20 protein-coding genes are annotated in these 25,243 nt (G+C 47.7%); 17 read left to right on the forward strand and 3 right to left on the reverse strand.

Translation table 11 applies throughout. The features are described from left to right. The first annotated feature begins 70 nt into the window (after positions 1–70). The 4 genes from RH89_RS11525 (at position 71) to RH89_RS11540 (ending at position 3,858) form a co-directional block, all read left to right on the forward strand. On the forward strand, positions 71–334 hold the full coding sequence (locus RH89_RS11525) for a DUF4212 domain-containing protein (protein WP_004402000.1): 264 nt from the start codon (positions 71–73) through the stop codon (positions 332–334). Between the two features lie 12 nt (positions 335–346). Continuing rightward, complete coding sequence (locus RH89_RS11530) at positions 347–2,074, forward strand: sodium:solute symporter family protein (protein WP_004402002.1); 1,728 nt, start codon at positions 347–349, stop codon at positions 2,072–2,074. 92 nt (positions 2,075–2,166) lie between these two features. Beyond that, positions 2,167–2,652 (forward strand): hypothetical protein, encoded by a 486-nt coding sequence (locus tag RH89_RS11535; RefSeq protein ID WP_004402004.1) that lies wholly within the window; start codon positions 2,167–2,169, stop codon positions 2,650–2,652. A 603-nt stretch (positions 2,653–3,255) separates the two neighbouring features. Continuing rightward, positions 3,256–3,858 (forward strand): porin family protein, encoded by a 603-nt coding sequence (locus tag RH89_RS11540; RefSeq protein ID WP_004402005.1) that lies wholly within the window; start codon positions 3,256–3,258, stop codon positions 3,856–3,858. 35 nt (positions 3,859–3,893) lie between these two features. Here the strand turns inward: RH89_RS11540 and RH89_RS11545 are convergent, their stop codons facing one another. Then, on the reverse strand, positions 3,894–7,325 hold the full coding sequence (locus RH89_RS11545) for a hybrid sensor histidine kinase/response regulator (protein ID WP_004402006.1): 3,432 nt from the start codon (positions 7,323–7,325) through the stop codon (positions 3,894–3,896). A gap of 82 nt (positions 7,326–7,407) precedes the next feature. After that, positions 7,408–8,574: a 3-phenylpropionate MFS transporter gene (locus RH89_RS11550; RefSeq protein ID WP_004402007.1), complete on the reverse strand. Its 1,167-nt coding sequence runs from the start codon at positions 8,572–8,574 to the stop codon at positions 7,408–7,410. Positions 8,575–8,831: 257 nt separating this feature from the next. Between RH89_RS11550 and RH89_RS11555 the strand changes: the two genes are divergently transcribed. The 12 genes from RH89_RS11555 (at position 8,832) to adhP (ending at position 22,771) form a co-directional block, all read left to right on the forward strand. Then, positions 8,832–10,658 carry a DUF294 nucleotidyltransferase-like domain-containing protein gene (locus tag RH89_RS11555; RefSeq protein WP_004402009.1) on the forward strand — a complete coding sequence of 609 codons (1,827 nt, stop codon included), beginning with the start codon at positions 8,832–8,834 and terminating at the stop codon, positions 10,656–10,658. Positions 10,659–10,665: 7 nt separating this feature from the next. Further along, the gene (locus RH89_RS11560; protein ID WP_004402011.1) at positions 10,666–11,301 is read left to right on the forward strand and encodes a 3'-5' exonuclease; all 636 of its coding nucleotides are present in this window, start codon (positions 10,666–10,668) and stop codon (positions 11,299–11,301) included. 191 nt (positions 11,302–11,492) lie between these two features. Then, positions 11,493–13,442, forward strand: a complete 1,950-nt coding sequence (acs, locus tag RH89_RS11565; RefSeq protein WP_004402012.1) for an acetate--CoA ligase — start codon at positions 11,493–11,495, stop codon at positions 13,440–13,442. A gap of 221 nt (positions 13,443–13,663) precedes the next feature. Then, positions 13,664–14,569 carry a DMT family transporter gene (locus tag RH89_RS11570; RefSeq protein WP_038145632.1) on the forward strand — a complete coding sequence of 302 codons (906 nt, stop codon included), beginning with the start codon at positions 13,664–13,666 and terminating at the stop codon, positions 14,567–14,569. Between the two features lie 255 nt (positions 14,570–14,824). Next, positions 14,825–15,283, forward strand: a complete 459-nt coding sequence (gene aroQ, locus RH89_RS11575) for a type II 3-dehydroquinate dehydratase (protein WP_004402015.1) — start codon at positions 14,825–14,827, stop codon at positions 15,281–15,283. A gap of 53 nt (positions 15,284–15,336) precedes the next feature. After that, positions 15,337–15,804, forward strand: a complete 468-nt coding sequence (gene accB, locus RH89_RS11580) for an acetyl-CoA carboxylase biotin carboxyl carrier protein (RefSeq protein ID WP_004402022.1) — start codon at positions 15,337–15,339, stop codon at positions 15,802–15,804. A 14-nt stretch (positions 15,805–15,818) separates the two neighbouring features. Beyond that, positions 15,819–17,162: an acetyl-CoA carboxylase biotin carboxylase subunit gene (gene accC / locus RH89_RS11585; RefSeq protein WP_004402024.1), complete on the forward strand. Its 1,344-nt coding sequence runs from the start codon at positions 15,819–15,821 to the stop codon at positions 17,160–17,162. A 124-nt stretch (positions 17,163–17,286) separates the two neighbouring features. After that, a complete protein-coding gene (gene prmA / locus RH89_RS11590; protein WP_004402025.1) occupies positions 17,287–18,174 on the forward strand; it encodes a 50S ribosomal protein L11 methyltransferase in 888 nt (295 codons plus the stop codon). A 150-nt stretch (positions 18,175–18,324) separates the two neighbouring features. Continuing rightward, positions 18,325–19,293 carry a tRNA dihydrouridine synthase DusB gene (dusB, locus tag RH89_RS11595; protein WP_004402027.1) on the forward strand — a complete coding sequence of 323 codons (969 nt, stop codon included), beginning with the start codon at positions 18,325–18,327 and terminating at the stop codon, positions 19,291–19,293. A gap of 24 nt (positions 19,294–19,317) precedes the next feature. After that, positions 19,318–19,614, forward strand: coding sequence for a DNA-binding transcriptional regulator Fis (fis, locus tag RH89_RS11600; RefSeq protein ID WP_002542007.1), 297 nt, complete (start codon positions 19,318–19,320; stop codon positions 19,612–19,614). Between the two features lie 333 nt (positions 19,615–19,947). Continuing rightward, a complete protein-coding gene (locus tag RH89_RS11605) occupies positions 19,948–21,591 on the forward strand; it encodes a methyl-accepting chemotaxis protein (protein ID WP_004402041.1) in 1,644 nt (547 codons plus the stop codon). Between the two features lie 166 nt (positions 21,592–21,757). Next, positions 21,758–22,771: an alcohol dehydrogenase AdhP gene (gene adhP / locus RH89_RS11610; protein ID WP_004402048.1), complete on the forward strand. Its 1,014-nt coding sequence runs from the start codon at positions 21,758–21,760 to the stop codon at positions 22,769–22,771. A 73-nt stretch (positions 22,772–22,844) separates the two neighbouring features. Here the strand turns inward: adhP and zntR are convergent, their stop codons facing one another. After that, a complete protein-coding gene (gene zntR / locus RH89_RS11615; RefSeq protein ID WP_004402049.1) occupies positions 22,845–23,285 on the reverse strand; it encodes a Zn(2+)-responsive transcriptional regulator in 441 nt (146 codons plus the stop codon). Positions 23,286–23,619: 334 nt separating this feature from the next. Between zntR and purH the strand changes: the two genes are divergently transcribed. Further along, the gene (purH, locus tag RH89_RS11620) at positions 23,620–25,212 is read left to right on the forward strand and encodes a bifunctional phosphoribosylaminoimidazolecarboxamide formyltransferase/IMP cyclohydrolase (RefSeq protein ID WP_004402050.1); all 1,593 of its coding nucleotides are present in this window, start codon (positions 23,620–23,622) and stop codon (positions 25,210–25,212) included. Positions 25,213–25,243: the final 31 nt, after the last annotated feature.

Here is a 25,243-nt window from a genome sequence, read left to right on the forward strand (position 1 = left end):
CCTGATACAAATCGTTAACAACGAGCTGTTCATGTAATGAAGAGCAATCATATATCGTAAGGAGACGGCAATGGCGTTCGAAAACAAAGAACGGGCAAAGGCCTACTGGGATAAAAACGTAAAACTGATGATCACCCTGATGGCGATCTGGTTTGTCGTGTCATTCGGCTGTGGCATTTTGTTTGTAGATGCGTTGAATCAGTTCCAACTGGGCGGATATAAGCTTGGTTTCTGGTTTGCACAACAAGGTTCAATTTACTGCTTCCTCGGCATTATTTTTTACTATGCGTGGAAGATGCGTCAGATAGACCGCGAATTTGACGTGGACGAGTAAGGAGTCGGTAAGATGGATCTAAAAACTATTACTTATTTAGTCGTTGGCGCTACCTTTATTCTTTATATCGGTATCGCTATTTGGGCTCGCGCTGGGTCTACCAAAGAGTTCTACGTTGCTGGCGGAGGGGTTAACCCAATCGCGAATGGTATGGCAACCGCCGCTGACTGGATGTCCGCTGCGTCTTTCATCTCTATGGCAGGTCTTATTGCCTTCATGGGTTACGGCGGTTCCGTATTCCTGATGGGCTGGACAGGTGGTTACGTACTGCTTGCATTGCTACTGGCGCCTTACCTACGTAAATTCGGTAAGTTTACAGTGCCTGAGTTTGTTGGTGAGCGCTTCTACTCCAACACAGCACGTATTGTTGCTGTTGTGTGTCTTATCATTGCATCCGTAACTTACGTTATCGGTCAGATGAAAGGCGTAGGCGTTGCATTTGGTCGTTTCCTTGAAGTGGACTACTCAACTGGTCTAGTGATTGGTATGTGTATCGTATTCATTTACGCGGTTATGGGCGGAATGAAAGGCATCACCTACACACAGATCGCTCAGTATTGCGTACTCATTTTAGCTTACACTATTCCCGCAATCTTCATTTCACTTCAGCTAACAGGTAACCCTCTTCCGCAACTTGGTCTGGGTGGTACCATGGCTGGCACCGATGTCTATCTGCTCGACCGGCTTGATCAGGTCGTGACGGAACTCGGATTCACCGAATACACCACTGCGGTGCGTGGCGATACATTGAATATGTTTGTGTACACCATGTCTCTGATGATTGGTACGGCAGGTCTGCCTCACGTAATCATTCGATTCTTTACAGTGCCGAAAGTGCGTGATGCACGTACTTCTGCAGGTTGGGCACTTCTGTTCATCGCTATCCTGTACACCACAGCGCCAGCGGTTGCAGCAATGGCTCGTCTAAACCTAATGGACACTGTTAACCCTGCTCCGGGTCAATACCTGAAATACGACGAACGCCCTGCTTGGTTCAAGAACTGGGAAACTACAGGTTTGCTAGGGTTTGATGACAAGAATGGCGACGGCAAAATTCAGTACACGTCTGACAAAACCACTAACGAGCTGAAAGTAGACCGTGACATCATGGTACTGGCTAACCCTGAAATCGCGAAGTTGCCTAACTGGGTAATCGCGCTGGTTGCAGCAGGTGGCTTGGCAGCGGCACTATCGACAGCAGCAGGCTTACTATTGGCCATATCCTCCGCCATATCGCATGACTTGATAAAAGGGGTGATAAATCCAAATATTTCCGAGAAGAAGGAACTGCTCGCCAGTCGGATATCGATGGCGGTGGCAATTGCGGTGGCAGGCTATCTAGGTCTCAACCCACCAGGATTTGCTGCCGGTACTGTAGCGCTCGCCTTTGGCTTGGCCGCATCGTCGATATTCCCGGCACTGATGATGGGTATCTTCAGCAAGGGCATCAATAAAGAAGGGGCAATCGCCGGTATGATTGCAGGTATCAGTATTACCCTATTCTACGTATTCCAGCACAAAGGCATTCTGTTTATTGCTGACTGGAAATATCTAGAGAGCTGGGGCAGCAACTGGTTCCTAGGCATTGAGCCTAACGCCTTTGGTGCTATTGGTGCAGTCTTCAACTTCGCCGTTGCCTTCCTAGTATCGAAAGTAACTGACGAAACACCAGAAGAAGTGAAAGAGCTGGTCGAACACGTACGTGTACCAGCAGGTGCAGGCGAAGCACAGTCACACTAATTAAAACACACGCCACAAAAGCCCCGCTTGGGGCTTTTTTTATCCTCTTACCTGAGGCATTTTAAGAGAAAGTCCAAGGAAGATGCTCAAATATGTTTAAAAACAAACACTTTATTGTCGCTCTATTGATTGCACCTGTACTTGCTATCATTGCCTACTTTGGTACAGATGCAGCGGTCAGTGAAAAGCCGCATGCAGCGAAAGAAGGGGAGTCTTATAAGCTTGCCAGCAAATCGAATTGCCGTTACACCAGCGGGCTTTGCAACATGGAAAACGGTGATTTTAAAGTTCAGTTTCGCTCTGAAGGGATAAAGGATGGGCAGCTAACACTTTCACTCAAGTCTGATCTTCCTTTAGAAGGCGCAAAAATAGCCATTATAGACAGCCCAGATGAGAAAAAGGCCCCCAAGCAGATGCGCCAAGTGGACACACAAAACTGGCATTTAACGCTGAACGCCCCACAAAATGATGAAAGCCAGTTATTAATGGTTTTTCAGGCAAATAGCACTCTGTATTACGGCGAAGCCAATACACAGTTTGTTGTTTACGAGACACTGTTTACTGATAAAGACAATTAAAGTACAACAGACCATAAATAACAGGGCGAAATACTCGATATTAGCTCTTACATATAATCTAGAATAAAAACTCTAATATTCCAATCGACTTCACATTTATTTGTATACCCAAGTAACCTCAAGATACTAGGTTCAGCGAGAATTAACTGTCTTTCAGACAAGACACCGATTTGAAGATCTAGTGGTTCTAAATCAAGAATCGGTAACGCAGTATGAAAGCCAGTTAAACTCGCCCTTGGGAGCTCATATTTTGTCTCACTTCATCGTCAAAGAACTTGGAAAGGACTCGTCATTCCGCTGCGCTCTTTTCCTTGAATTGAAACAAAATATGAAGCTCTGAATCCTGTATATTGAGGCCACTTGGGTATATGGAACCAGTAACAATAAAACCGCCTCTATTTGTCTGAATAATGGAAGCTTTATTGCTGGTAATTCCATTTAAAAAAGCAAAACTTTCTCATTAAACACCCAGCCCAAAATATACAAAACTCAATATTTAAAAATCGAAAATATTAGTTTCATTTTATAAATTGACAAAAGAATAATTTTTTCATATCAATGCCCGCGGAATTATTAGATGTATCCGATTACAGGAAAAATGAAGTGAAAAAAACAATTCTATTAAGCGCGCTTTCTCTGGCTATCGCTCTTCCAGCACAAGCTCACGAAGAAAAAGCGCCAACGTCAGTAAAAACTGAAGGCTTTTACCTAGGTTTAGACTTAGGTTTCTCTGGTAAATCATCCGCTAAGGGCGATTCAATAAGTAGTGATGACCTCCTAAACTCTGATCTAGATATCGCATCAGGTCTGAATCTGGGTTACGAGTTTAAAGCTACAGACGCTGTATCCGTAGCCGCTGAGCTTGAGTTTTATAACTGGGGTAACTACAAGACAGTTGCTAACAACGCAGCAGAAGCTTACTTCACAAGTACTGCTCTTAACTTCAAGCCAAAATACTACGTAAGCGACAACATTTATGTGGGTGCTACGCTTGGATACGGTTCATACACTCTGAATCTTGATATCAGCAGCAGATTTGCTGTTAAATCTTCAAGCGAAAATGGCTTCGTTTACGGTGTTGAAGGTGGTTACCAACACCACAACGGCGTAATGGCACGCGTGGGATACAAGAGCACTAGTGCAGAATTTAACAGTGTAACCATAGACTTGAATTCTCTATATGTAGGTCTCGGCTACAAATTCTAAAAACGAAAGAGAGCGCCAGGTGGCGCTCTTTTCTTTTAACTGATTCTGTTCAACACCGCCCTTAACTTCAATGGTTTTACTGGTTTCGCAATAAAGCTAAACCCATTGGATTGTATTGCTTCGAGCATATCATCGGTTCTGTCTGCACTGATGATCACACCTTCAAAGCTGTCACCCAATCGGAGTCGACATTGCTGAAGCACTTCCAGCCCTGTTCTTCCGTGGTTAAGTCGGTAGTCGGAGAAAATCACTTCCGGTGCCCAGTCGTTTTCCAACGCTTTTAGGCTTTGTACCAGGTCTTCTGCCACTTTGACCTCACAGCCCCAGCGCTCTAGTAAACCTTGCATTCCAACCAGAATATCGGCTTCGTTATCCACGCACAGCACTTTCATTCCTGCTACGTCACTGCCATTGGTCGGCGCAGGCGCTACTGCTTGTGGTTGAATCGCTGCACTGCGATCTAAGGCAACGGAGAACACTGTGCCTTTATCTGGCCATGAGCGAAGGGATATTTCGTGCCCGAGCACACGGGCAATACCTTTGGCAATCGCCAGTCCCAGACCTAATCCTTGATCGCTGTGCCCGACTTCGACTCGCGTGAACTCTTCAAAAATGGCAGCCTGTTTGTCTTCTGGGATCCCGATTCCGTTGTCCCAAACTTCGATGCGTACCTGATTCCCCACACGCCTTGCTCCCAGAAGCACTTTGCCTTTCGGGTTGTAGCGAAATGCATTGGTCAGGAAGTTTTGCAGAACACGGCGAAGCAGTTTGGGGTCAGACTGCGCCAACAGGTTTGAAGGCACCATGGTGAAATCAATGCCTTGTTGTTTAGCAAGGGCGCTGAATTCGGCATTTAAGTTGTCGAGAACATCGTTAAGCGAAAACGCATGGACATTGGTTTCTAATTTGCCAGATTCCAGACGCGAGATATCAAGAAGATCACCGATCAGCTCTTCTGCCGCTCCCAACGCACTTTCAATATGATGGGAAAACTTACGGGTTTCACCGTCTTTGGCGGTTTCGGAAAGTGATGACGCAAACAACCTTGCCGCATTAAGTGGCTGCATTAAGTCGTGGCTGACCGCGGCGAGAAAACGGCTCTTTGAGTGTGATTCGGACTCCGCGCTTTGCGTTGCTGCGACCAGTCGTTTGTTTAGCAATTCCAGTTCTTTGGTTCGCTCATGAACCCGGCTCTCTAGGTTTTCATTCGCTTCTTTTAGCGCTTTTTCGGCTTCGTGGAATACGGTGATATCAGTAAAACTCATTACAAAACCGCCACCGGGCATAGGATTACCCTGCACTTCAATAAAACGACCATCCGGGCGAATACGCGAGGAGGTGTGGCGAGTCCCTCTTTCTAAGTGCTCTACCCGTCTTCTTACATGATCTTCTGGGTCACCCGGTCCACACAATCCTTGCTGGGCATTGTGGCGAATCACATCGGCGATCGGTCTGCCCACCTGTATCAGCCCCGGAGGAAAGTCGAACAGCTCCAGATACCGCTGGTTCCATGCTACCAGCCTGAGTTGTTTATCGACTACTGTGATGCCCTGACTGATGTGCTCAATCGCTCCCTGAAGCAACCCTCGGCTAAAGTCATACAGTTCAGAGGCCTCATCAACAATGGTCGCCACTTCTTCTAGCTGCATGTTTCTGCCCTGTAAGGCAGAAGTAAGTACTAACTTGGCAGAAGAGGCTCCAAACACCCCAGCCAGAACTCGTTCCGTATGACGAATCAGCGCAGAGGTGGCTTGCTGGTTGGGCATCAATTCGCCACCATGTTGATTCCAGAAGTTTCGAAACGCAGCGCGCGCCCGGCTTCTTCCCACAAATCGGGATGCCAGCATTTCAAGTTCAGAAACCGTTACCCTGCTTTGATACAAACTGACGTTTTCACTTTCTGGCAAGGGCGTACCAACAAAAGCCGCTGATTGTAAGCGTTCACTTAAGCTAGAACGGGTAATTAGCGAGACAGCGATGTAGAAGAAGGTGTTAAGCAGTACGCTTAAAATCATCCCCCAGTCAGACATCGACAGCGATAAATCTGACAACAGTTCAGGTGGCGTCACAACCCACAATAGGAAGTTGCTGTCTGCCGACCCAGCCAGCATATCGGTCTGGCTCATTAGCGTAATCAGCCAAACGGTAAAGCCAGCGAATAAACCAACGTATACACCCTTTCGGTTGCCTTCCCGCCAGTACATTCCCCCAACCAAGGAAGGCGCAAACTGCGCTATCGCCGCGAAAGAGAGCAATCCAATAACCGAAAGAGAACTGATGCTGCCCAGTACCTGATAGAACGCCCATGCGCCAGCAAGCAGCAGTAAAATCAGCCCGCGACGAATATTCAGCAGCATGCCTGAGAAATGGGTATGGGTGCGATCAGCCAGACGCATACGACGAAGCAGCAACGGAAGAACCAAGTCGTTAGAAACCATAATGGCAAGCGCAATGGTGGATACAATCACCATCCCCGATGCCGCTGACGTACCACCTAAGAACGCTAACAAAGCGATGTTCTCCGCTCCCATAGAAAGCGGCAGGCTGATCACGTAAGAGTCAGCGGGAACACCTGTTAGCAACCCCTGCCCTGCCCACGCGATTGGCAAGACAAACAGCCCCATCAAAGTCAGGTATAACGGGAACAGCCAGCGCGCGGTGTACAAGTCTTTCGGCTTTTCGTTTTCGACCACCATGGTATGAAACTGACGGGGCAGACAGATGATCGCTGCCATAGTCAAAATGGTGTGAATGATAAGCGTCGGAACGTTAGGAGATTCGTAAGTTTCGCTGGCGATTGCCGTTAAATCTAGGTCAGGTGTGTGCATGGCGACATACACAATAAAGCAGCCAACCGTAAGAAATGCCACCAGCTTAACAATCGACTCGAAAGCCACCGCCATCATCATGCCACGGTGATGCTCGGTATTATCAATATGTCGGGTACCGAATAGCATAGTGAACATGGCGAGTGCCAGTACCACAAACCAGGATATGTTGGCATCCTGATAGCCCAGATCTTCCGTGAGACTCGGGGCGACCAGCTCCAGCCCCATGGTAATGCCACGAAGCTGCAACGCGATATACGGAAGAATCCCGATCACCGCTATGATGGTAATGGTGACAGCCAGTCCCTGAGACTTTCCATAACGCGCGGCAATAAAGTCGGCGATAGAGGTTATGTGCTCGCGCTTAGCAATCAGTATCAGCCGCGCCAGTAAGCGCCAGCCAATCGTAAACACCAGTATGGGCGCGACATAAATGGGGATAAACGACCAAGGGTTGCTGCTGGCCTGACCCACCGTTCCATAAAACGTCCAGGACGTACAATACACGGCAATAGACAGGCTATAGATCCATGGACGCCAGCGAGAAAGCCACTGCAAGCGGCGATCGCCATACCAGGCGATAAAAAACAACAGACCCAAGTAGGTCAGAGAAACGGGGATGACAATCCAGCCTTGCATCAATTACTTTCCTTGTAACGCAAAAAACCAGAGCTATGCTCTGGTTTTCATTTAACGTTGTCTCATTTTTAATCTCAAACGGTTAGCTTTGAATTTGTGCTACAGGCACCGATTTCTTAGCATCCACCCGAATGAAAAACGCCAACACACCCATCGACGCCATAACCCAGAATACATTGGCACCCCAATTCTCGTATCCCCAACCGCTGAATGTGGTCATTAAAGCAATGAAAGCCCCTAAAGGAATCGCGTTATAAAGCGCCTGAAGCGGCACCATTTTGTTTTGATCCTGCTTCTGAATAAACTGGATAGCGGCGATATGTGCCATCGCAAATGTCACGCCGTGCAGCAACTGCACCATGATCAGTGCCCAGATTTCCGTTGTGGAAGCCGTCAGACCCCAGCGTGCAAAGACCCCTATCGACGCTGCGACAAACAGCATTCTCAGTGTCCAGCCAATGAACATACGTTTACTGAATGCAAACACGGTAATTTCAGCGATAACACCCAAGCTCCAGAGATAGCCGATGATGTCGGCAGAAATACCGGAAGATTTCCAATGTAACGAGCTAAACGCGTAATACGCGGCATGGCTGCCCTGAATCAGTGAAGCCAGAATCAGGAAACGAACAACGGTGGCATCTTTAAGCAATAACGTTAACTTAGGGCGGACTTTGCTCTCTTCGGTATCCGAAACAGGCAGTACGTTTGGGTTTCTCATGACGAGCAACATAGAAACCGCAATCCCCGCTAATGCGGTATAAAGAATCGCGCTTGGACCATAAATCGCCACCAGATACCCCACAACGGTGGAACCGGCAACAAATGCAATCGACCCCCACAGACGGGTTCTTCCGTAATCTAAAAGTTTTAATCTTGAATAATAGTTCGCCATCGCATCAGTAAGCGGAATAACAGGACCACAACACACATTAAAAAGCACGGTTGCACCAGCAAGAAGCCAGAAATTTCCTCCGACAAACAGGTGAGCAATTATGGCTAGCATGGAAGCGAAAGTGAGCCAGCGCAGTGCCGGAATCAGATATTCCACTTTGTGTATGCGAGGCGTCACCACAAGGTTTGAAAAACAACGGCTAGCCAAGCCAAGACCTATCAATACTCCAATGTCCGAGGCTGAAATATCCTGCGATGCAAACCAGATTGCCCAGAAAGGCAAATGCACACCATAGGAAAAGAAAAAGCCAACAAAATACTGAGAGATCCAGCCATAAGGGGAACTGTGGATCATGAAAAACCTAAAAGAGTCGGAAAAGGCGGGCTATTATCGCAGTTTCACCTCAAACTAAAAGAGAAAAGTTTAAGAGATTTTTCTTCCCTGTTTAACGTTTGTTTCCTCAATTTTGAACTATAAAAAATCAATCACTTACCGCAGTAAAAACTGGAACCAAACCCAATTTCCGAACACTCATTAGACCAAAGTCGTCTGGAGCTAAGCACGCTTTTTACCAACACTAAGTGTACGTCATTGTGTTAGAGCTGCCCGCCATGCCCGATAAATTCAATATGCACGCAGCCCCTTTTGATCGGCTGTCTTCACAGGAACAAGAGTCCCTGAGATCATCACTGGATGTTGCTTACTACCGGAAGAATGAGGTGATCCTCAAACCCGGTCAGCAGAACACGTCTTTGCATATTTTGATCAAAGGCGCGGTGGAAGAACGTTCGGGCGACGATGAAGAGATTTTCGCTCACTATGCGAATGACGATTTGTTCGATGTACGCTCCCAGCTTGAAGGAAACGTAAAACATAAATACGTCGCGCTGGAAGACACCTTAAGTTATTTACTGCCCAAATCTGTATTCACCCAGCTTTATCAAACTAACAACCAGTTTGCCGCGTATTTCGACTCCAATTTATCCAAAAGACAAGCCCTATTGGAAGCGGCACAAAAGCAGCAAAATCTGGGTGAATTCATTCTGACCAAAGTTGATGACAGCATTTATCACCCGGTGCTTGTGCTTTCACCGGACGAACCTCTTAATGCGGTGACGCGCCTGATGAAAGAGCAGTCCATTGATAGTACGCTCGTTCAGCTTAACCAAGAAGACCCTAGGCTTGATGCCAAGCCTTCGCCTTACCCCTACGGCATTATCACACGAACCAATATGCTGCATGCCGTTATGCTTGATGGCTGCGCTCTGGATACCCCCGTTGGCGATATTGCCACCTATCCGGTTTTTTACGTTGAAGAAGATGACTTCCTGTTCAATGCCATGATCACCATGACGCGCAACCGCATGAAACGCGTGATGGTATGTAACGGCGAACAGCCCGTCGGCATGCTGGACATGACTCAGATTCTGTCGAGTTTTTCTACTCACTCTCATGTGCTGTCCCTCAGCATCGCACGAGCTCAGAGTATTGATGAACTGGCCATAGCCGCAAACCGCCAACGAAATCTGGTGGAAAGCTTGATCAGCAACGGCATACGCACGCGATTCGTTATGGAGCTGATCTCAGCCGTCAATGAACAAATCATCGAAAAAGCGTTTCACCTCGTGGTGCCAGAAGAAAGACACGAGCAGTGCTGCCTGATTGTTCTCGGCTCCGAAGGACGAGGAGAACAGGTTCTGAAAACCGATCAGGACAACGCGCTGATCATCAAAGATGATGTCGAATGGTCAGACAGTCAGCGTACCATGGATAAGCTCACTCACACCTTACAGCAGCTCGGTTACCCGCTCTGTCCAGGGAACGTAATGGTCAACAACCCAGAATGGGTAGACAGCCAAAGCGGGTGGCAACGGGTGATTTCTCAGTGGATTAAAAAAGGCACTCCAGAGCATGTGATGAAACTGGCGATCATGGCAGATGCCCATGCCGTTGCCGGTAACAGGGATCTGCTTACCCCCATTGCTACACACATTTCTCAAACCATGAAAAACAACATGCTGGTGCTGCTCGACTTCACCCGCCCTGCTTTGCAGTTTTCCCTACCTTTAACTTTGTTTGGCAACGTGAAGAAGAGCAAAGACGGTCTGGATATCAAGAGAGGAGGTATTTTCCCCATCGTTCATGGGATACGAGCTCTGACGCTGGAATACGCACTGGAAGAGAAAAACACCTTTGACCGAATTGAAGCGCTGCAACGTAAAAAGATTCTGGAACCGGATACTGCCGACAACCTAAGTGAAGCTCTCAAGCTCTTTTTCAAATTGCGCCTCAGCCAGCAGTTGTCGGAGCATCACAGTGGCAATAATATCGAACTACAATTGTTAGACCGCTCAGAGCGGGATTTGCTACGGCACAGCCTGCACGTGGTGAAGAAGTTCAAACAGTGGTTAGGCTACCACTACCAAATCAGAGATTAGGAGCTTAATGAACAGACTAATACGCTGGTGGTGGCATCGAAAACTGAAGGGAAACCCATACCAACAGCTCTTCAAAGCGCCCAACAAGACCGAATATGTGTCGCTGGATTGCGAGACCACCAGCCTGGATCCCAACCGCGCCGAACTGGTGACCATTGCTGCGACCAAAATCATCGAAAACCGGATTATCACCAGCCAGCCGTTTTACGTTCGATTAAGAGCCCCCCAATCGTTAGACGCCAATTCCGTGTGTGTGCACAAGATTCGCCATTCTGATCTGGAAGGTGGCATAAGCGAAAAACAGGCAATAGAGGCGCTTATTGAGTTCATCGGCAATCGCCCGGTTGTGGGGTATCACATTCGATACGACAAGACGATTCTCGATCTCGCGTGTCGAAAGCATTTGGGGTTCCCTTTACCCAACCCGCTTATTGAAGTGAGCCAGATCTATCATGAGAAGCTTGAGAGGCATCTTCCAAACGCCTACTTCGACTTAAGTCTGGATGCCATTTGTAAGCACTTAGGCTTGCCGCTACAAGACAATAAGCACGACGCCCTGCAAGATGCCATTTCCGCTGCATTAGTTTATGTACGGCTCAGGTACGGCGATTTACCCGCCCTTACCTCTGCTTATGTGCGTTAATTTGCTCTGCAATTAAAGCCAAGATCCACCTCTCAGTTCTCTAAGTAACCGGCTGCTTATAAAGGCAAAACCACATTTCTCATCCTAAAGTCTAATTGTAGAAAAACTGGGGGTAGCTGAGAGTTAATACCAACCGATTTCCATATCATTTCGGAAATAATGGAACTTGCTGAATTCACAAGGAGAGAGCAATGAGTGAAGCCCACGTTTATCCGGTCAAAGAAAATATTAAAGCTAAGACCCATGCCGATAACGACACTTATCTGGCAATGTACCAACAGTCTGTGACCGACCCAGAGGGCTTTTGGGGCGAGCATGGAAAAATCGTAGATTGGATCAAACCATTCACCAAAGTGAAACAAACCTCTTTCGATACAGGTCATGTCGATATCCGCTGGTTCGAAGACGGGACTCTCAACGTTTCAGCCAACTGTATTGACCGCCACCTTGCTGATCGCGGTGACGATGTTGCCATTATCTGGGAAGGCGACGACCCAGCCGACGACAAGACACTCACTTTCAATGAACTGCACAAAGAAGTGTGCCGTTTCTCTAACGCGCTGAAAGAGCAAGGCGTACGCAAGGGCGATGTGGTCTGCCTGTATATGCCGATGGTGCCTGAAGCAGCCGTTGCTATGTTGGCGTGTACCCGTATTGGTGCGGTTCACACCGTGGTATTTGGCGGCTTCTCTCCAGAAGCACTAGCCGGACGTATTATCGACTCCGACGCAAAAGTGGTGGTAACCGCAGACGAAGGCGTTCGTGGTGGTCGCGCAGTACCTCTGAAGAAAAATGTTGATGAAGCACTGACTAACCCTGATGTGAAAACCATCTCCAAAGTTCTGGTACTGAAACGTACGGGTGGCGATGTTGAATGGCATGAGAAACGCGATGTCTGGTGGCACGAAGCAACTGCTTCAGTATCTGACGACTGCCCACCAGAAGAGATGAGCGCCGAAGACCCGCTGTTCATCCTGTACACTTCCGGTTCAACAGGTAAACCAAAAGGCGTATTGCACACCACAGGTGGCTACTTGGTTTACGCTACAATGACATTTAAGTACGTATTCGATTACCAGCAAGGCGAAACCTTCTGGTGTACCGCTGATGTGGGCTGGATTACTGGTCACACTTACCTGATTTACGGGCCGCTTTCCAACGGTGCCAAAACCATTTTGTTTGAAGGTGTACCTAACTACCCAAGTACGGCTCGCATGAGTGAAGTCGTCGACAAGCACAACGTTAACATTCTATACACCGCTCCGACTGCCATTCGCGCATTGATGGCGAAAGGCAATGAAGCGGTTGCGGGTACTCACCGAAACAGCCTTCGCATTATGGGATCTGTGGGTGAACCCATTAACCCAGAAGCATGGGAGTGGTACTACAAGACCATCGGCGACGAGAAATCTCCAATTGTCGATACTTGGTGGCAAACGGAGACAGGCGGCATCTTAATCACGCCTCTACCAGGCGCAACGGAACTGAAACCGGGCTCGGCAACGCGTCCATTCTTCGGCGTTCAGCCAGCTCTTGTAGACAACATGGGCGAGATTGTGGACGGCGCGACCGAAGGCAATCTGGTTATTCTGGATTCCTGGCCAGGTCAGATGCGTACGGTCTATGGCGACCATGAACGCTTCGAGCAGACTTACTTCTCTACCTTTAAAGGCATGTACTTCACTGGTGATGGCGCACGTCGCGACGAAGACGGCTACTACTGGATCACCGGTCGTGTGGATGACGTACTGAACGTATCCGGTCACCGTATGGGTACGGCAGAGATTGAATCTGCGCTGGTTGCTTTCGACAAGATTGCAGAAGCCGCGATTGTCGGTGTTCCGCATGATATTAAAGGTCAGGCGATTTACGCCTACATCACTCTGAACGACGGTGAAATTCCAAGTGCTGAACTTCATAAAGAAGTGAAGAATTGGGTACGTAAAGAAATTGGTCCAATTGCCACGCCAGACGTATTGCACTGGACAGACTCTCTGCCTAAAACGCGCTCTGGCAAGATTATGCGTCGTATTCTTCGTAAGATTGCCACGGGTGACACAGGCAATCTGGGTGATACTTCTACGCTGGCAGACCCAAGTGTGGTGAACAAACTGATAGAAGAAAACCAAAACCTATCTTAATAACTCAATTACCACCTTAAATTCCATCTCTTTATCACTTGCCAGACCGGCTTCCGGTCTGGCTTTTTTTACTTTCCACAAGCAAGAAAAAGATTTTCCATCAAAGAATTAGATTAGAAAATTATTTGCCACTCACGCAAACAATTCGTGCTACATAGAGAAACCTTCACTCCAACTGCTTGCATAAAATAGCCTTCAATTTTTCGCAGTCATCAGAAATCATGTCTAAGCAGTTATTGAGCTCTATTACTTTTGCAACCGTATGTTTGATCTGGGGGACCACATGGATGGCAATGGAAGTTGCCGTAGAATCAATCCCCCCCATCACCGCTACGGGAATCCGATTTCTCATTTCAGCACCATTACTGATGGTCATCGCGTGCATGATGAAGCAACCTCTGCTTTTCCCAAAAGGGAAACGTAAGTTTATGCTGGCGGTCGCAGTATTCTACTTTGCTATTCCGTTCACCCTGATGATTGTGGGTGAGCAATACATCTCATCCGGGCTTGCTTCGATTATTTTCGCCAATATGCCCATTGCCGTTCTGGTTGTTTCTATGATCAGTTTGTCACTTCGTTTGGCGGCACATCAGCTATTTGGATTGGGAATGGCAGTGATTGCGTTATGCCTGATTCTGTCGGGTGAACTGGATATGGGGACGGGTAATGACAATGCTGGTATTGTCGCTTTGGTCGTCGCTGTTTTGATTCATGCCGTAATGTACGTATTAACTCAAAAACACGCACAGGGTATCCATGTACTGACCTACAATGCTATGCCTTCCGGCATCGCTTCGGTTTTGCTGCTGGTGACAGGTTCATTTCTGGAACAACCTGACTTGCACCACATCTCGGATGAATCGGTTTACGCCGTTGTATATCTTGGGCTGGTGGCAAGTGTGATTGGCATTGTCGCCTACTTTTCACTGAACCAGATGACTTCGCCTTTTACAGCTTCTCTTTGCTTCCTGATATTTCCCGTTGTTGCGCTTTTGCTGGATGCGTGGGTAAACGATAACCATCTGTCTGAACTTTCTCAGCAACTTCTGTTGCCACTTTTAGTTGGAATTGTGATCGCAAAAATGCCGCAACTTCCTGAATGGCTTATATCTCGTACCAGCAAATAACCTTTCCCGGGCTGGTCATTCAAATTGTCTCCTCTCTAGACGAGCCCGGTTTCTTTATCTTCCTCACAAATTCTCTTATCCTTGACACAAATTTGGCGAGGTTTGACCAGTATTTTGCTGCGAATTGCGCTGAATTGTCTATAATCGACAGTTAATTTGAGCAAGGTGACAAATTTAGCCTCTAAATTTCATCACTGGCTCACAAAATTTGGAATGGCGAATTTTAAGCCCCAGTTAAAGGAAGATAACCTCACGATGGCAACAAAATCACGCATTCTGGTTCTGAACGGTCCTAATATTAATTTGTTAGGTCTACGTGAACCGGCACATTATGGCTCCAAAACTCTGGCGCAGATCATTCAGGATCTTGAATCTCAGGCGAAGTCACTCGATGTCGAGCTAACTCACCTGCAATCCAATCGTGAATACGAACTGATTGAAGCCATCCACGCAGCCATGGGAAATGTGGATTTTATCGTGATCAATCCAGCCGCCTTTACCCACACCAGTGTGGCATTGCGCGACGCATTACTGGGAGTCGACATTCCATTCATTGAAGTGCACCTGTCCAACGTTCACGCTCGTGAACCTTTCCGTCATCATTCTTATCTTGCCGACAAAGCAGTAGGGGTGATTTGTGGACTGGGCGCTCAGGGTTACCAATTCGCATTGGCTGCTGCGGTGAATCATCTGCAGTCAAACAGTAGTAAATGACACAGAAAACTCTCTCCAGTGAGAGTCACCTAATTTGAGAAAGAGAAGATAAGATGGATATTCGTAAAATTAAGAAGCTGATTGAGTTAGTGGAAGAATCTGGCATCGCAGAGCTTGAAATCTCTGAAGGTGAAGAGTCAGTACGCATCAGTCGCTCAGGTCCGGCACCAGTTGCTGCGGCTCCAATTCAATACGCAGCGGCGCCAGCTCCAGTTGCAGCGGCGGCTCCGGCAGCAGCACCTGCTCCAGCAGCGGCGGCAGAAGCACCAGAAGCCAGCGTACCAGCAGGTCACCAAGTTCTTTCTCCAATGGTAGGTACTTTCTACCGTTCTCCAAGCCCAGACGCTAAATCATTCGTTGAAGTCGGTCAGAGCGTAAACGCTGGCGACACGCTTTGCATTGTTGAAGCGATGAAAATGATGAACCAAATCGAAGCAGATAAATCTGGCGTAGTTACAGCAATCCTAGTGGAAGACGGTCAACCTGTTGAATTTGACCAACCGCTAGTTGTTATCGAATAACAGAGGCTGACTTTATGCTAGATAAATTAGTCATCGCGAACCGAGGTGAAATTGCACTTCGTATCCTTCGCGCATGTAAAGAGCTAGGTATTAAAACGGTTGCGGTTCACTCTACAGCTGACCGCGATTTAAAACACGTCTTGTTGGCCGACGAATCCATCTGTATCGGTCCTGCTCGTGGTATCGACAGCTACCTGAACATTCCCCGCATCATTTCTGCGGCAGAAGTAACAGGGGCTATCGCCATTCACCCTGGCTACGGTTTCCTGTCTGAAAACGCGGATTTTGCTGAACAAGTAGAACGCAGCGGTTTCATTTTTGTTGGTCCTAAAGCAGACACTATCCGCATGATGGGCGACAAAGTATCGGCTATCACCGCGATGAAAAAAGCGGGCGTACCTTGTGTACCGGGTTCTGACGGCCCACTGGACGACGACGAATCTAAGAACAAAGCACACGCAAAACGCATTGGTTACCCAGTAATCATCAAAGCGTCTGGCGGCGGCGGTGGTCGTGGTATGCGCGTGGTTCGTAACGAAGGCGAGCTTATCGAAGCGATTGCCATGACTCGTGCGGAAGCAAAAGCAGCATTCAACAACGACATGGTTTACATGGAGAAATTCCTGGAAAACCCTCGCCACGTTGAAGTTCAGGTTATTGCTGACGGCCAAGGCGGTGCAATCCACCTGGGTGAGCGCGACTGTTCAATGCAGCGTCGTCACCAGAAAGTGGTGGAAGAAGCGCCAGCACCAGGTATTACTGCTGAAATGCGTAAGTACATTGGTGAGCGTTGTACTCGTGCATGTCTGGAAATCGGCTACCGCGGTGCAGGTACATTCGAATTCCTATACGAAAACGGCGAGTTCTACTTCATTGAAATGAACACCCGTATTCAGGTAGAGCACCCGGTAACTGAAATGGTTACTGGCGTAGACCTCATCAAAGAGCAGCTTCGTGTTGCTGCGGGTCAGCCTTTGTCTTACACACAGGATGACATCAAGATCAGCGGTCACGCCGTTGAGTGTCGTATCAACGCAGAAGACCCAGAGCGCTTCCTACCATCACCAGGTAAGATCGAGCGTTTCCACGCACCTGGCGGCATGGGCGTACGTTGGGAATCGCACATCTACACCGGTTACTCAGTACCACCTCATTACGATTCAATGATTGGTAAGCTGATCACCTTCGGTGAAAACCGTGATGTGGCGATTGCTCGTATGAAGAACGCATTGGGCGAAATGATCGTAGAAGGCATCAAAACCAACGTGCCGCTACAAGAAATGATCATGAATGACGAGAACTTCCAGCACGGTGGAGCTAACATCCACTATCTAGAGAAGAAACTCGGTCTTCAGTAAACACTGAATCGCTGAACTGTTTAAGAACCACTCCCCGCGCTTAATCGGCGCGGGGAGTGTTTTTTTTGTGCAAATCGGCTAGACTCCCCCACCAAAATCAATACGACGAAAAAGGTGCATTCCAATGCCTTGGATTCAAATCAAGCTCAATGCGAGTGACAAGAACGCCGAACAGATCAGCGACATGCTGATGGAAGAAACAGGCGCACTGTCTGTAACCTTTTTGGATGCTAAAGATACCCCAATATTTGAGCCTCTGCCGGGCGAGACGCGCCTTTGGGGGGAAACGGACATCGTTGCCCTTTACGACGCGGAAATCGACGCTAAGCAGGTTCTGGCGCAAATCAGTGCTAGTGGCTTATTGGAAGAAGGCTTCGCCCACAAAGTGGAACAGTTGGAAGAAAAAGACTGGGAACGCGAGTGGATGGAAAACTTCCACCCAATGCAATTTGGCAAACGCCTGTGGATTTGCCCAAGCTGGCGCGACATTCCTGATCCAACAGCGGTTAACGTGATGTTGGATCCAGGTCTGGCATTCGGTACGGGAACGCACCCTACCACTTCACTGTGCCTAGAATGGCTGGATGGATTGGATCTTGAAGGCAAAACCGTCATCGACTTTGGCTGCGGTTCCGGCATCTTAGCGATCGCTGCGATCAAGCTGGGAGCAAGCAAGGTCATCGGTATTGACATCGATCCACAAGCCATTCAGGCATCCAGAGCAAACGCTGAACGAAATGGCGTTGCTGAACAACTAGAATTGTTCCTGCCACAAGACCAGCCAGATAACCTTGTCGCCGATGTTGTCGTCGCCAATATTCTCGCAGGTCCACTTCGTGAGCTCTCGGGTGTCATTAAAGGGCTGATCAAACCTGAAGGTATGCTCGCGATGTCTGGTGTGTTAGATACACAGGCAGAAGACGTCGCAAACTATTACCGCGATGAACTGAACATCGATCCGATTGTAGAACAATCAGAATGGTGCCGAATCTCGGGTAAGAAAAAAGCATAAAAGCAAGTGAAAGTAAGCGCTTCAACGCTAATTGACTGAAATTTGGGCATTTTCAAAAACAAATTGTAAATGCTCAAAAATTAAGCTTTTCTCTTTGCGAAAAAATGCGTAAAATGCGCGCCCTTGCTGGTATAGAACTGTGTCGTTGTTTTGAAAATCGGAAACTATCAACTTGAGAACAATCTGATCGTCGCGCCTATGGCAGGTGTCACCGATAGACCATTCAGAGAGTTGTGTCTTCGATACGGAGCTGGATTAGCCGTCAGTGAAATGATGTCGTCTAATCCAAAGGTCTGGAAAACAGCGAAATCCCAACAGCGCATGGTACATGAGGGCGAATCGGGCATTCGCTCTGTACAGATTGCCGGGGCAGATCCCCAGCAGATGGCAGAAGCCGCACAATATAATGTCGAGAACGGTGCACAGATCATCGACATCAATATGGGCTGCCCTGCTAAGAAAGTGAATAAGAAGCTTGCCGGATCGGCGTTGCTGCAACACCCGGACATAATCGAAAAGATTCTGACCGCTGTAGTGAACGCTGTAGATGTCCCTGTGACACTAAAAACCCGTACAGGCTGGAACACAGACAATAAAAACTGTGTCCAAATCGCTAAAATGGCCGAAGACTGCGGCATTCAGGCACTAGCCCTACATGGGCGTACACGAGCTTGTATGTACAAAGGCGAGGCAGAATACGACAGCATCAAAGCGGCTAAGGCGGCTGTTTCAATACCGGTTATCGCTAACGGTGATATCGATAGCCCAGAAAAAGCCAAATACGTACTGGAGTACACCGGTGCAGACGCTTTGATGATTGGACGCCCTGCCCAGGGACGTCCGTGGATTTTTCAGGAAATCCACCACTATTTGGAAAACGGCAGCACTATGCCTTCGCTTCCAACCGAGGAAGTGAAAGACATTATGCTTGGTCATGTGAACGCTCTTCATGAATTTTATGGCGAGTTTTTGGGTCCCCGTATTGCGCGTAAACACGTAGGCTGGTATCTGAAAGAACATGAGCAGGCGAGTGAGTTTCGCCGTACCTTCAACGCGATAGAAGCAGCCGAGCTGCAACTTGAAGCGCTAGAAGGTTATTTTGATAACGTTGCATCATAATTACAGAAAAGAGCTAGACCGAATATGTTCGAACAAAATCTGACTTCCGAAGCATTGACAGTAACTACAGTGACCTCTCAAGACCAGATCACTCAAAAGCCATTACGTGACTCTGTAAAAGCGTCTCTTAAAAACTACCTTGCTCAACTTAATGGCCAGGAAGTCAATGACCTGTACGAATTAGTATTGGCAGAAGTTGAACAGCCACTACTAGACACTATCATGCAGTACACTCGCGGTAACCAAACTCGCGCAGCAACCATGATGGGTATCAACCGCGGTACGCTTCGTAAGAAACTGAAAAAATACGGCATGAACTAATCAACCGATTGGTTTAAATCGAATTTTTAAAGCCCTAACCTTCTGGTCAGGGCTTTTTTATTTCTTTTTGAATCCTTTGAACTTACACAAAAACATTCCCAATTAGCTCAATACATTTCGCATCAAGCCAGCTTTTTACACCTATCTCTTCAGAACTGCCCATCATTGTGGATTTATGCGTCTTTGGTCGAATTTATAACTTCGGCTCATCCACTATACTGAATTAAAACGTTAACGTATTTTTAACAATCTAAGCATACGGAACTTAGGCTGTTGAACGAATAACTACAACAACACCACCAAGACGCACTCATCGACGAAAGGACTGTCGTTATGAATAGATTTAGCTTGCGCAACGTATCCATTAAAGCTCGGCTTTACATCATGACCTTAAGTATCGCGGTGTTAATGTTGGCGCCACTTGCCTACATTAAATACGCGTATTACGGCGATCTGATTGAAGCGAAACAGGTCAAAACCCGACATCTGGTCGAATCCGCTCATAGCCTTGTCAGCCACTTCTACCAACTTGAAACTGACGGCGCTCTCAGCCGTTCTGAGGCTCAGGAACAAGCTAAGGCTGCACTGAATAAACTTCGATATGAAGAGAACGACTACTTTTGGGTTAACGATACTCGCCCTTACATGGTGAATCACCCCATAAAGCCACAGTTGAACGGTAAAGATTTATCCGGCGTGAAAGACCCGACTGGCAAAGTTTTATTTGTTGAGTTTGTCAACGAAGTCAAACGCAACAACGGAGGGGGTTTCGTAAACTACATGTGGCCAAAACCGGGATCAGATGTCGACATCGAAAAGCTCTCTTACGTGAAACTCCACCAGCCTTGGGGCTGGATAGTGGGCAGTGGTGTGTATATCGATGACATAGATGCCCTTTTCTGGGAACGAGCCAAATCGACGCTTTTGATCATTATCGCCTGTATTGTCGGAATGGGATTTATAGCGACTTGGTTTGGACTCAGCATCACCAAGCCATGTGAAGAGACAGAATACGCTCTTAATGATATTGCAGAGGGAGACGGTGACCTCACCAAAGCCTTACCCGCTAAAGGCAAAGATGAGCTAAGCCACATTGCCGCGGCTTTTAACCTTTTCACTCAGAAAATTCGCACCATAGTGACCGATATGGTTCCGGTGGGAGACGGCATCACCAGTGCCGCTACCCAACTGAATCAGGTCGCGTCTGAAGCATCGATCAAAGCAGGAGAACAGCACCAATCGGTGGATACCGTTGCTTCTGCTATGGATGAATTGCATGTAAGTAATCAGGAAGTCGCAACCTCAGCATCTTCAGCTGCCGATGCAGCAGAGCAGGCTGCCAAGCTGGGCCAGCAGGGTGTGCAAGTCATCGACAGTGCCACCAACCATATGACCTCACTGACTGAGCTTCTGACAGAAACAGAGCAAAGTACGCAGCAACTAGCGCAAGACTCAGAAACCGTCAGCACCGTTCTGGATGTGATCCGCGGCATTGCCGAACAAACCAATTTACTGGCATTGAATGCCGCAATCGAAGCGGCTCGTGCAGGTGAACAAGGACGTGGCTTTGCCGTCGTCGCCGATGAGGTGCGTACATTGGCAACCCGCACCCAGGCAAGTACCGATGAGATTGAGCAAATTGTGTCAAACCTTCAGGCAAGGGCGAAGACCGTCACCTCAGCAATGGAGAAAACTCAAACCCAGTCAAGCGCGACGCATGAACAAGCACAGCATGCCCGAGCTACTCTCGCCGATATTGGTCAGCAAATAACTCATATTCTGGAGTTGAACCAGCAGATTGCGGATTCGAGTGCCCAACAGACACTCGCAACAGAAGAAATCAGCAAGAATCTAGTCCTCATTTCTGAAAACAGTGACCAGTCGGCTGCGCAAGCAACACAGGTAGCACAAGCCAGCGAAGCCCTGTTAAGCAATGGACAGGAACTACAAAACATCATCAGGAATTTCAAAGTCTGATTTTAACTTCCCTCAAACGCCGCGAAATGCGGCGTTTTTTGTTATTGCTCACAAGCTGAAACTTGCTTTTCGTTTTTCACACTGTTCGTGACTTGTATCAATTTAATTTCATATCAATTTAATGAGAATGATTATCGAATACATTTAGTCACTGATGGAGAATCCCATGAAAGCCGCTGTGGTGAATGAGTTTAAAGGACCTTTAGTTATCAAAGACATCCCGCTTCCGAATGTAAAAGCGCGTGATGTTCTCGTCAAAATACACGCGTGTGGCGTGTGTCATACCGATTTACATGCCTGTCATGGCGACTGGCCAGTGAAGCCTAAAATGCCGCTGGTTCCCGGTCATGAGGGTGTGGGAGAAATTGTCGAAGTCGGCAGTGAAATCAAACACCTGAAAGTGGGAGACCGAGTGGGTATCCCTTGGTTATACAGTGCCTGTGGGCATTGTGATTACTGCTTAGAAGGGCAAGAAACCCTCTGTTTAGATCAACACAACGCTGGCTACTCTGTGGATGGTGGTTACGCTGAATACTGCCTGGCACATGGCGAATATGCCGTAAAAATCCCAGACGGAATCAGCTACGTCGATGCCGCACCTCTCTTCTGTGCTGGCGTAACCACATACAAAGCTCTCAAAGTCACAGACGTTAAGCCAGGTCAATGGGTAGCGATTGTCGGAGCTGGCGGGCTGGGTCATTTAGCCATTCAATACGCTGTGGCTATGGGCATGAATGTCATAGCAGTGGACACCGGTGAAGAGAAGCTGGCATTAGCCAAAGAATTGGGGGCAACACACTGCATCGACTTTATACAGCAAAAGCCTTCTGAAGTGATTCATGAGCTGGTTGGTGGCGTACACGGTGTCGTGTGTACTGCTGTTTCAAAACCTGCGTTCCAGGAAGCGTACAAAGCCATTCGCCGCGGAGGAGCTTGCGTCCTAGTCGGTCTTCCACCAGAAGAAATGCCAATCCCAATTTTTGATACGGTGCTGAACGGTGTCAAAGTAATTGGTTCTATTGTCGGAACCCGTAAGGACCTTCAGGAATGCCTGCAATTTGCCGCCGAAGGCAAAGTCAAAGCCATTACCGAAGTGAAACACCTCGAAGACATTAACGACATCTTTGCTGATATGGAGAAAGGTGAAATTAATGGGCGAATCGTAATGGAACTGGCATAGTTCGCGTTAAGCATAAAAAAACAGTAAGGGCAGCCATGGCTGCCCTTTTCTTTTCAATTTAAAAAATCACTCGTTACCTATCTTCACAGCACTTTTCGCCACCGTGCACTTCTTCGCCAGCGAGTGCTTCGAGAATGGAACAATGACTGGCATCGTCATCCACTTCACCACAACAGGCATCGTTGATTTTTTCTAATGCACTTCGAATGCGGGTAAGCTCATGGATTTTCTCATCGATGAGTTCAAGTTTCGCCGTGGTTATCGATTTGACTTCCGCACAACTGTGTTCAGTGGCTTCTAGCTTTATCTCCAGAAGTTCTTTGATCTCATCAAGACTTAGCCCCAGAGACTTAGATTTCAGAATGAAGAGCACCTGTTGCTGGTTCTTATCATCATAAAGCCGATAACCCGACTCACTTCGTCCTGCTGGCGCAATCAGTTGGTTCTTCTCATAGAAGCGAAGTGTATCCGTACTCACGCCACATCTTTTGGCTAACTCACCAATCTGAAACATGTTTTTTTAACCTTATCTTTACGAAATCGGCGTCAAAATCCGATTTTCACAATTATTTTTGTGACGCCAAACGATTGCGCGAGCTTTTTTGTAATAATTTAGTTAGAATACGCGCCATCAAATTTCGAGTTGAAATTAAAGCACTGACCAGCCAAAGGTCTTTACCAAAACTGGCCTAATTTGTCGCTCTGCTTCCCTTTCATAGTAAGGGGATAGCATCTTGGATGATACGATTATTTTTCTGGATTGAGCGCACAAACCTGTTCATTTTTGGCAAATATCTTTAGTTTATTTTTTACACATTAACTCTGTGAATTTGAGGAAGATGGAAGCAATGAATAACGCTCGTCCAATTCGCCGCGCTCTTATCAGCGTATCAGACAAAACTGGTATCGTTGAGTTTGCAAAATCCCTTGCCGACCGTGGTGTCGATATCCTTTCTACTGGCGGTACTGCTCGCCTGCTTGCCGAACAAGGCATCTCTGTAACTGAAGTATCAGACTACACTGGCTTCCCTGAGATGATGGACGGTCGCGTAAAAACTCTTCATCCAAAAGTTCACGGTGGTGTGCTTGGTCGTCGCGGTCAAGACGACGACGTCATGGCGACACACGGTATCAACCCAATCGACATGGTGGTAGTAAACCTATATCCATTTGCTGAAACCGTAGCTAAAGAAGGTTGTACGCTGGAAGATGCAGTAGAAAACATCGATATCGGTGGTCCAACTATGGTGCGTTCTGCGGCGAAAAACCACAAAGACGTCACTATCGTTGTTAACGCTGGCGATTACGACCGCGTAATTGCAGAAATGGACGCGAACGACAAGTCTCTGACTCTGGAAACGCGTTTTGATCTCGCTATCGCAGCATTCGAACACACCGCTTCTTACGACGGCATGATCGCTAACTACTTCGGCACTATGGTTCCTTCATACGGAGAGAACAAAGAAGGTGACGAAGAAAGCAAATTCCCTCGTACTTTCAATCAGCAGTTCGAGAAAAAACAAGACATGCGCTACGGTGAGAACAGTCACCAAGCGGCAGCTTTCTACGTTGAAGCGAACCCAGAAGAAGCGTCTGTTTCTACTGCTCGCCAAATTCAAGGTAAAGCGCTTTCCTACAACAACATCGCAGACACTGACGCAGCACTTGAGTGTGTGAAAGAGTTCGACGAGCCAGCATGTGTGATTGTCAAGCACGCTAACCCGTGTGGTGTAGCGCTAGGCGAAAACATCTTAGAAGCGTACAACCGCGCGTACCAGACTGACCCAACGTCTGCATTCGGCGGCATCATCGCATTCAATAAAGAACTGGACGCAGAAACGGCATCTGCCATTGTTGAGCGTCAGTTTGTTGAAGTGATCATCGCTCCAAAAGTTTCTGCAGAAGCGGTTGAAGTGGTTGCAGCGAAGAAAAACGTTCGCCTTCTTGAGTGTGGTGAATGGACTGCTAAAACAACGGGCTTCGACGTGAAACGCGTCAATGGCGGTCTTCTGGTTCAAGACCGTGACCAAGGTATGGTAACGCTGGATGATTTGAAAGTTGTCTCTAAGCGTCAGCCAACCGATGAAGAACTAAAAGACGCACTGTTCTGCTGGAAAGTGGCTAAGTTCGTTAAATCCAACGCTATCGTATACGCAAAAGGCGACATGACGATTGGCGTGGGCGCAGGTCAAATGAGCCGCGTTTACTCAGCGAAGATTGCAGGCATCAAAGCAGCAGACGAAGGTTTGGAAGTTGCTGGCAGTGTTATGGCATCTGACGCATTCTTCCCATTCCGCGATGGCATCGATGCGGCTGCAGAAGCGGGCATTAAGTGTGTGATCCAACCAGGTGGCTCAATGCGTGATGACGAAGTTATCGCCGCCGCTGACGAACACGGCATGGCGATGATCTTTACAGGCATGCGTCACTTCCGTCACTAATTTCGCTAAGAGGCACTCCAGAGTGCCTCTT

The sequence above is a fragment of the Vibrio nigripulchritudo ATCC 27043 genome (assembly GCF_000222685.1).
Taxonomy (GTDB): Bacteria; Pseudomonadota; Gammaproteobacteria; order Enterobacterales; family Vibrionaceae; genus Vibrio; species Vibrio nigripulchritudo.

Coding starts and splice junctions, on each gene's coding strand:
- RH89_RS11525 (WP_004402000.1), top strand. CDS start 71: ATGGCGTTCGAAAACAAAGAACGGGCAAAGGCCTACTGGGATAAAAAC.
- RH89_RS11530 (WP_004402002.1), top strand. CDS start 347: ATGGATCTAAAAACTATTACTTATTTAGTCGTTGGCGCTACCTTTATT.
- RH89_RS11535 (WP_004402004.1), top strand. CDS start 2,167: ATGTTTAAAAACAAACACTTTATTGTCGCTCTATTGATTGCACCTGTA.
- RH89_RS11545 (WP_004402006.1), bottom strand. CDS start 7,325: ATGCAAGGCTGGATTGTCATCCCCGTTTCTCTGACCTACTTGGGTCTG.
- RH89_RS11550 (WP_004402007.1), bottom strand. CDS start 8,574: ATGATCCACAGTTCCCCTTATGGCTGGATCTCTCAGTATTTTGTTGGC.
- RH89_RS11555 (WP_004402009.1), top strand. CDS start 8,832: ATGCCCGATAAATTCAATATGCACGCAGCCCCTTTTGATCGGCTGTCT.
- RH89_RS11560 (WP_004402011.1), top strand. CDS start 10,666: ATGAACAGACTAATACGCTGGTGGTGGCATCGAAAACTGAAGGGAAAC.
- acs (WP_004402012.1), top strand. CDS start 11,493: ATGAGTGAAGCCCACGTTTATCCGGTCAAAGAAAATATTAAAGCTAAG.
- RH89_RS11570 (WP_038145632.1), top strand. CDS start 13,664: ATGTCTAAGCAGTTATTGAGCTCTATTACTTTTGCAACCGTATGTTTG.
- aroQ (WP_004402015.1), top strand. CDS start 14,825: ATGGCAACAAAATCACGCATTCTGGTTCTGAACGGTCCTAATATTAAT.
- accB (WP_004402022.1), top strand. CDS start 15,337: ATGGATATTCGTAAAATTAAGAAGCTGATTGAGTTAGTGGAAGAATCT.
- accC (WP_004402024.1), top strand. CDS start 15,819: ATGCTAGATAAATTAGTCATCGCGAACCGAGGTGAAATTGCACTTCGT.
- prmA (WP_004402025.1), top strand. CDS start 17,287: ATGCCTTGGATTCAAATCAAGCTCAATGCGAGTGACAAGAACGCCGAA.
- fis (WP_002542007.1), top strand. CDS start 19,318: ATGTTCGAACAAAATCTGACTTCCGAAGCATTGACAGTAACTACAGTG.
- RH89_RS11605 (WP_004402041.1), top strand. CDS start 19,948: ATGAATAGATTTAGCTTGCGCAACGTATCCATTAAAGCTCGGCTTTAC.
- adhP (WP_004402048.1), top strand. CDS start 21,758: ATGAAAGCCGCTGTGGTGAATGAGTTTAAAGGACCTTTAGTTATCAAA.
- zntR (WP_004402049.1), bottom strand. CDS start 23,285: ATGTTTCAGATTGGTGAGTTAGCCAAAAGATGTGGCGTGAGTACGGAT.
- purH (WP_004402050.1), top strand. CDS start 23,620: ATGAATAACGCTCGTCCAATTCGCCGCGCTCTTATCAGCGTATCAGAC.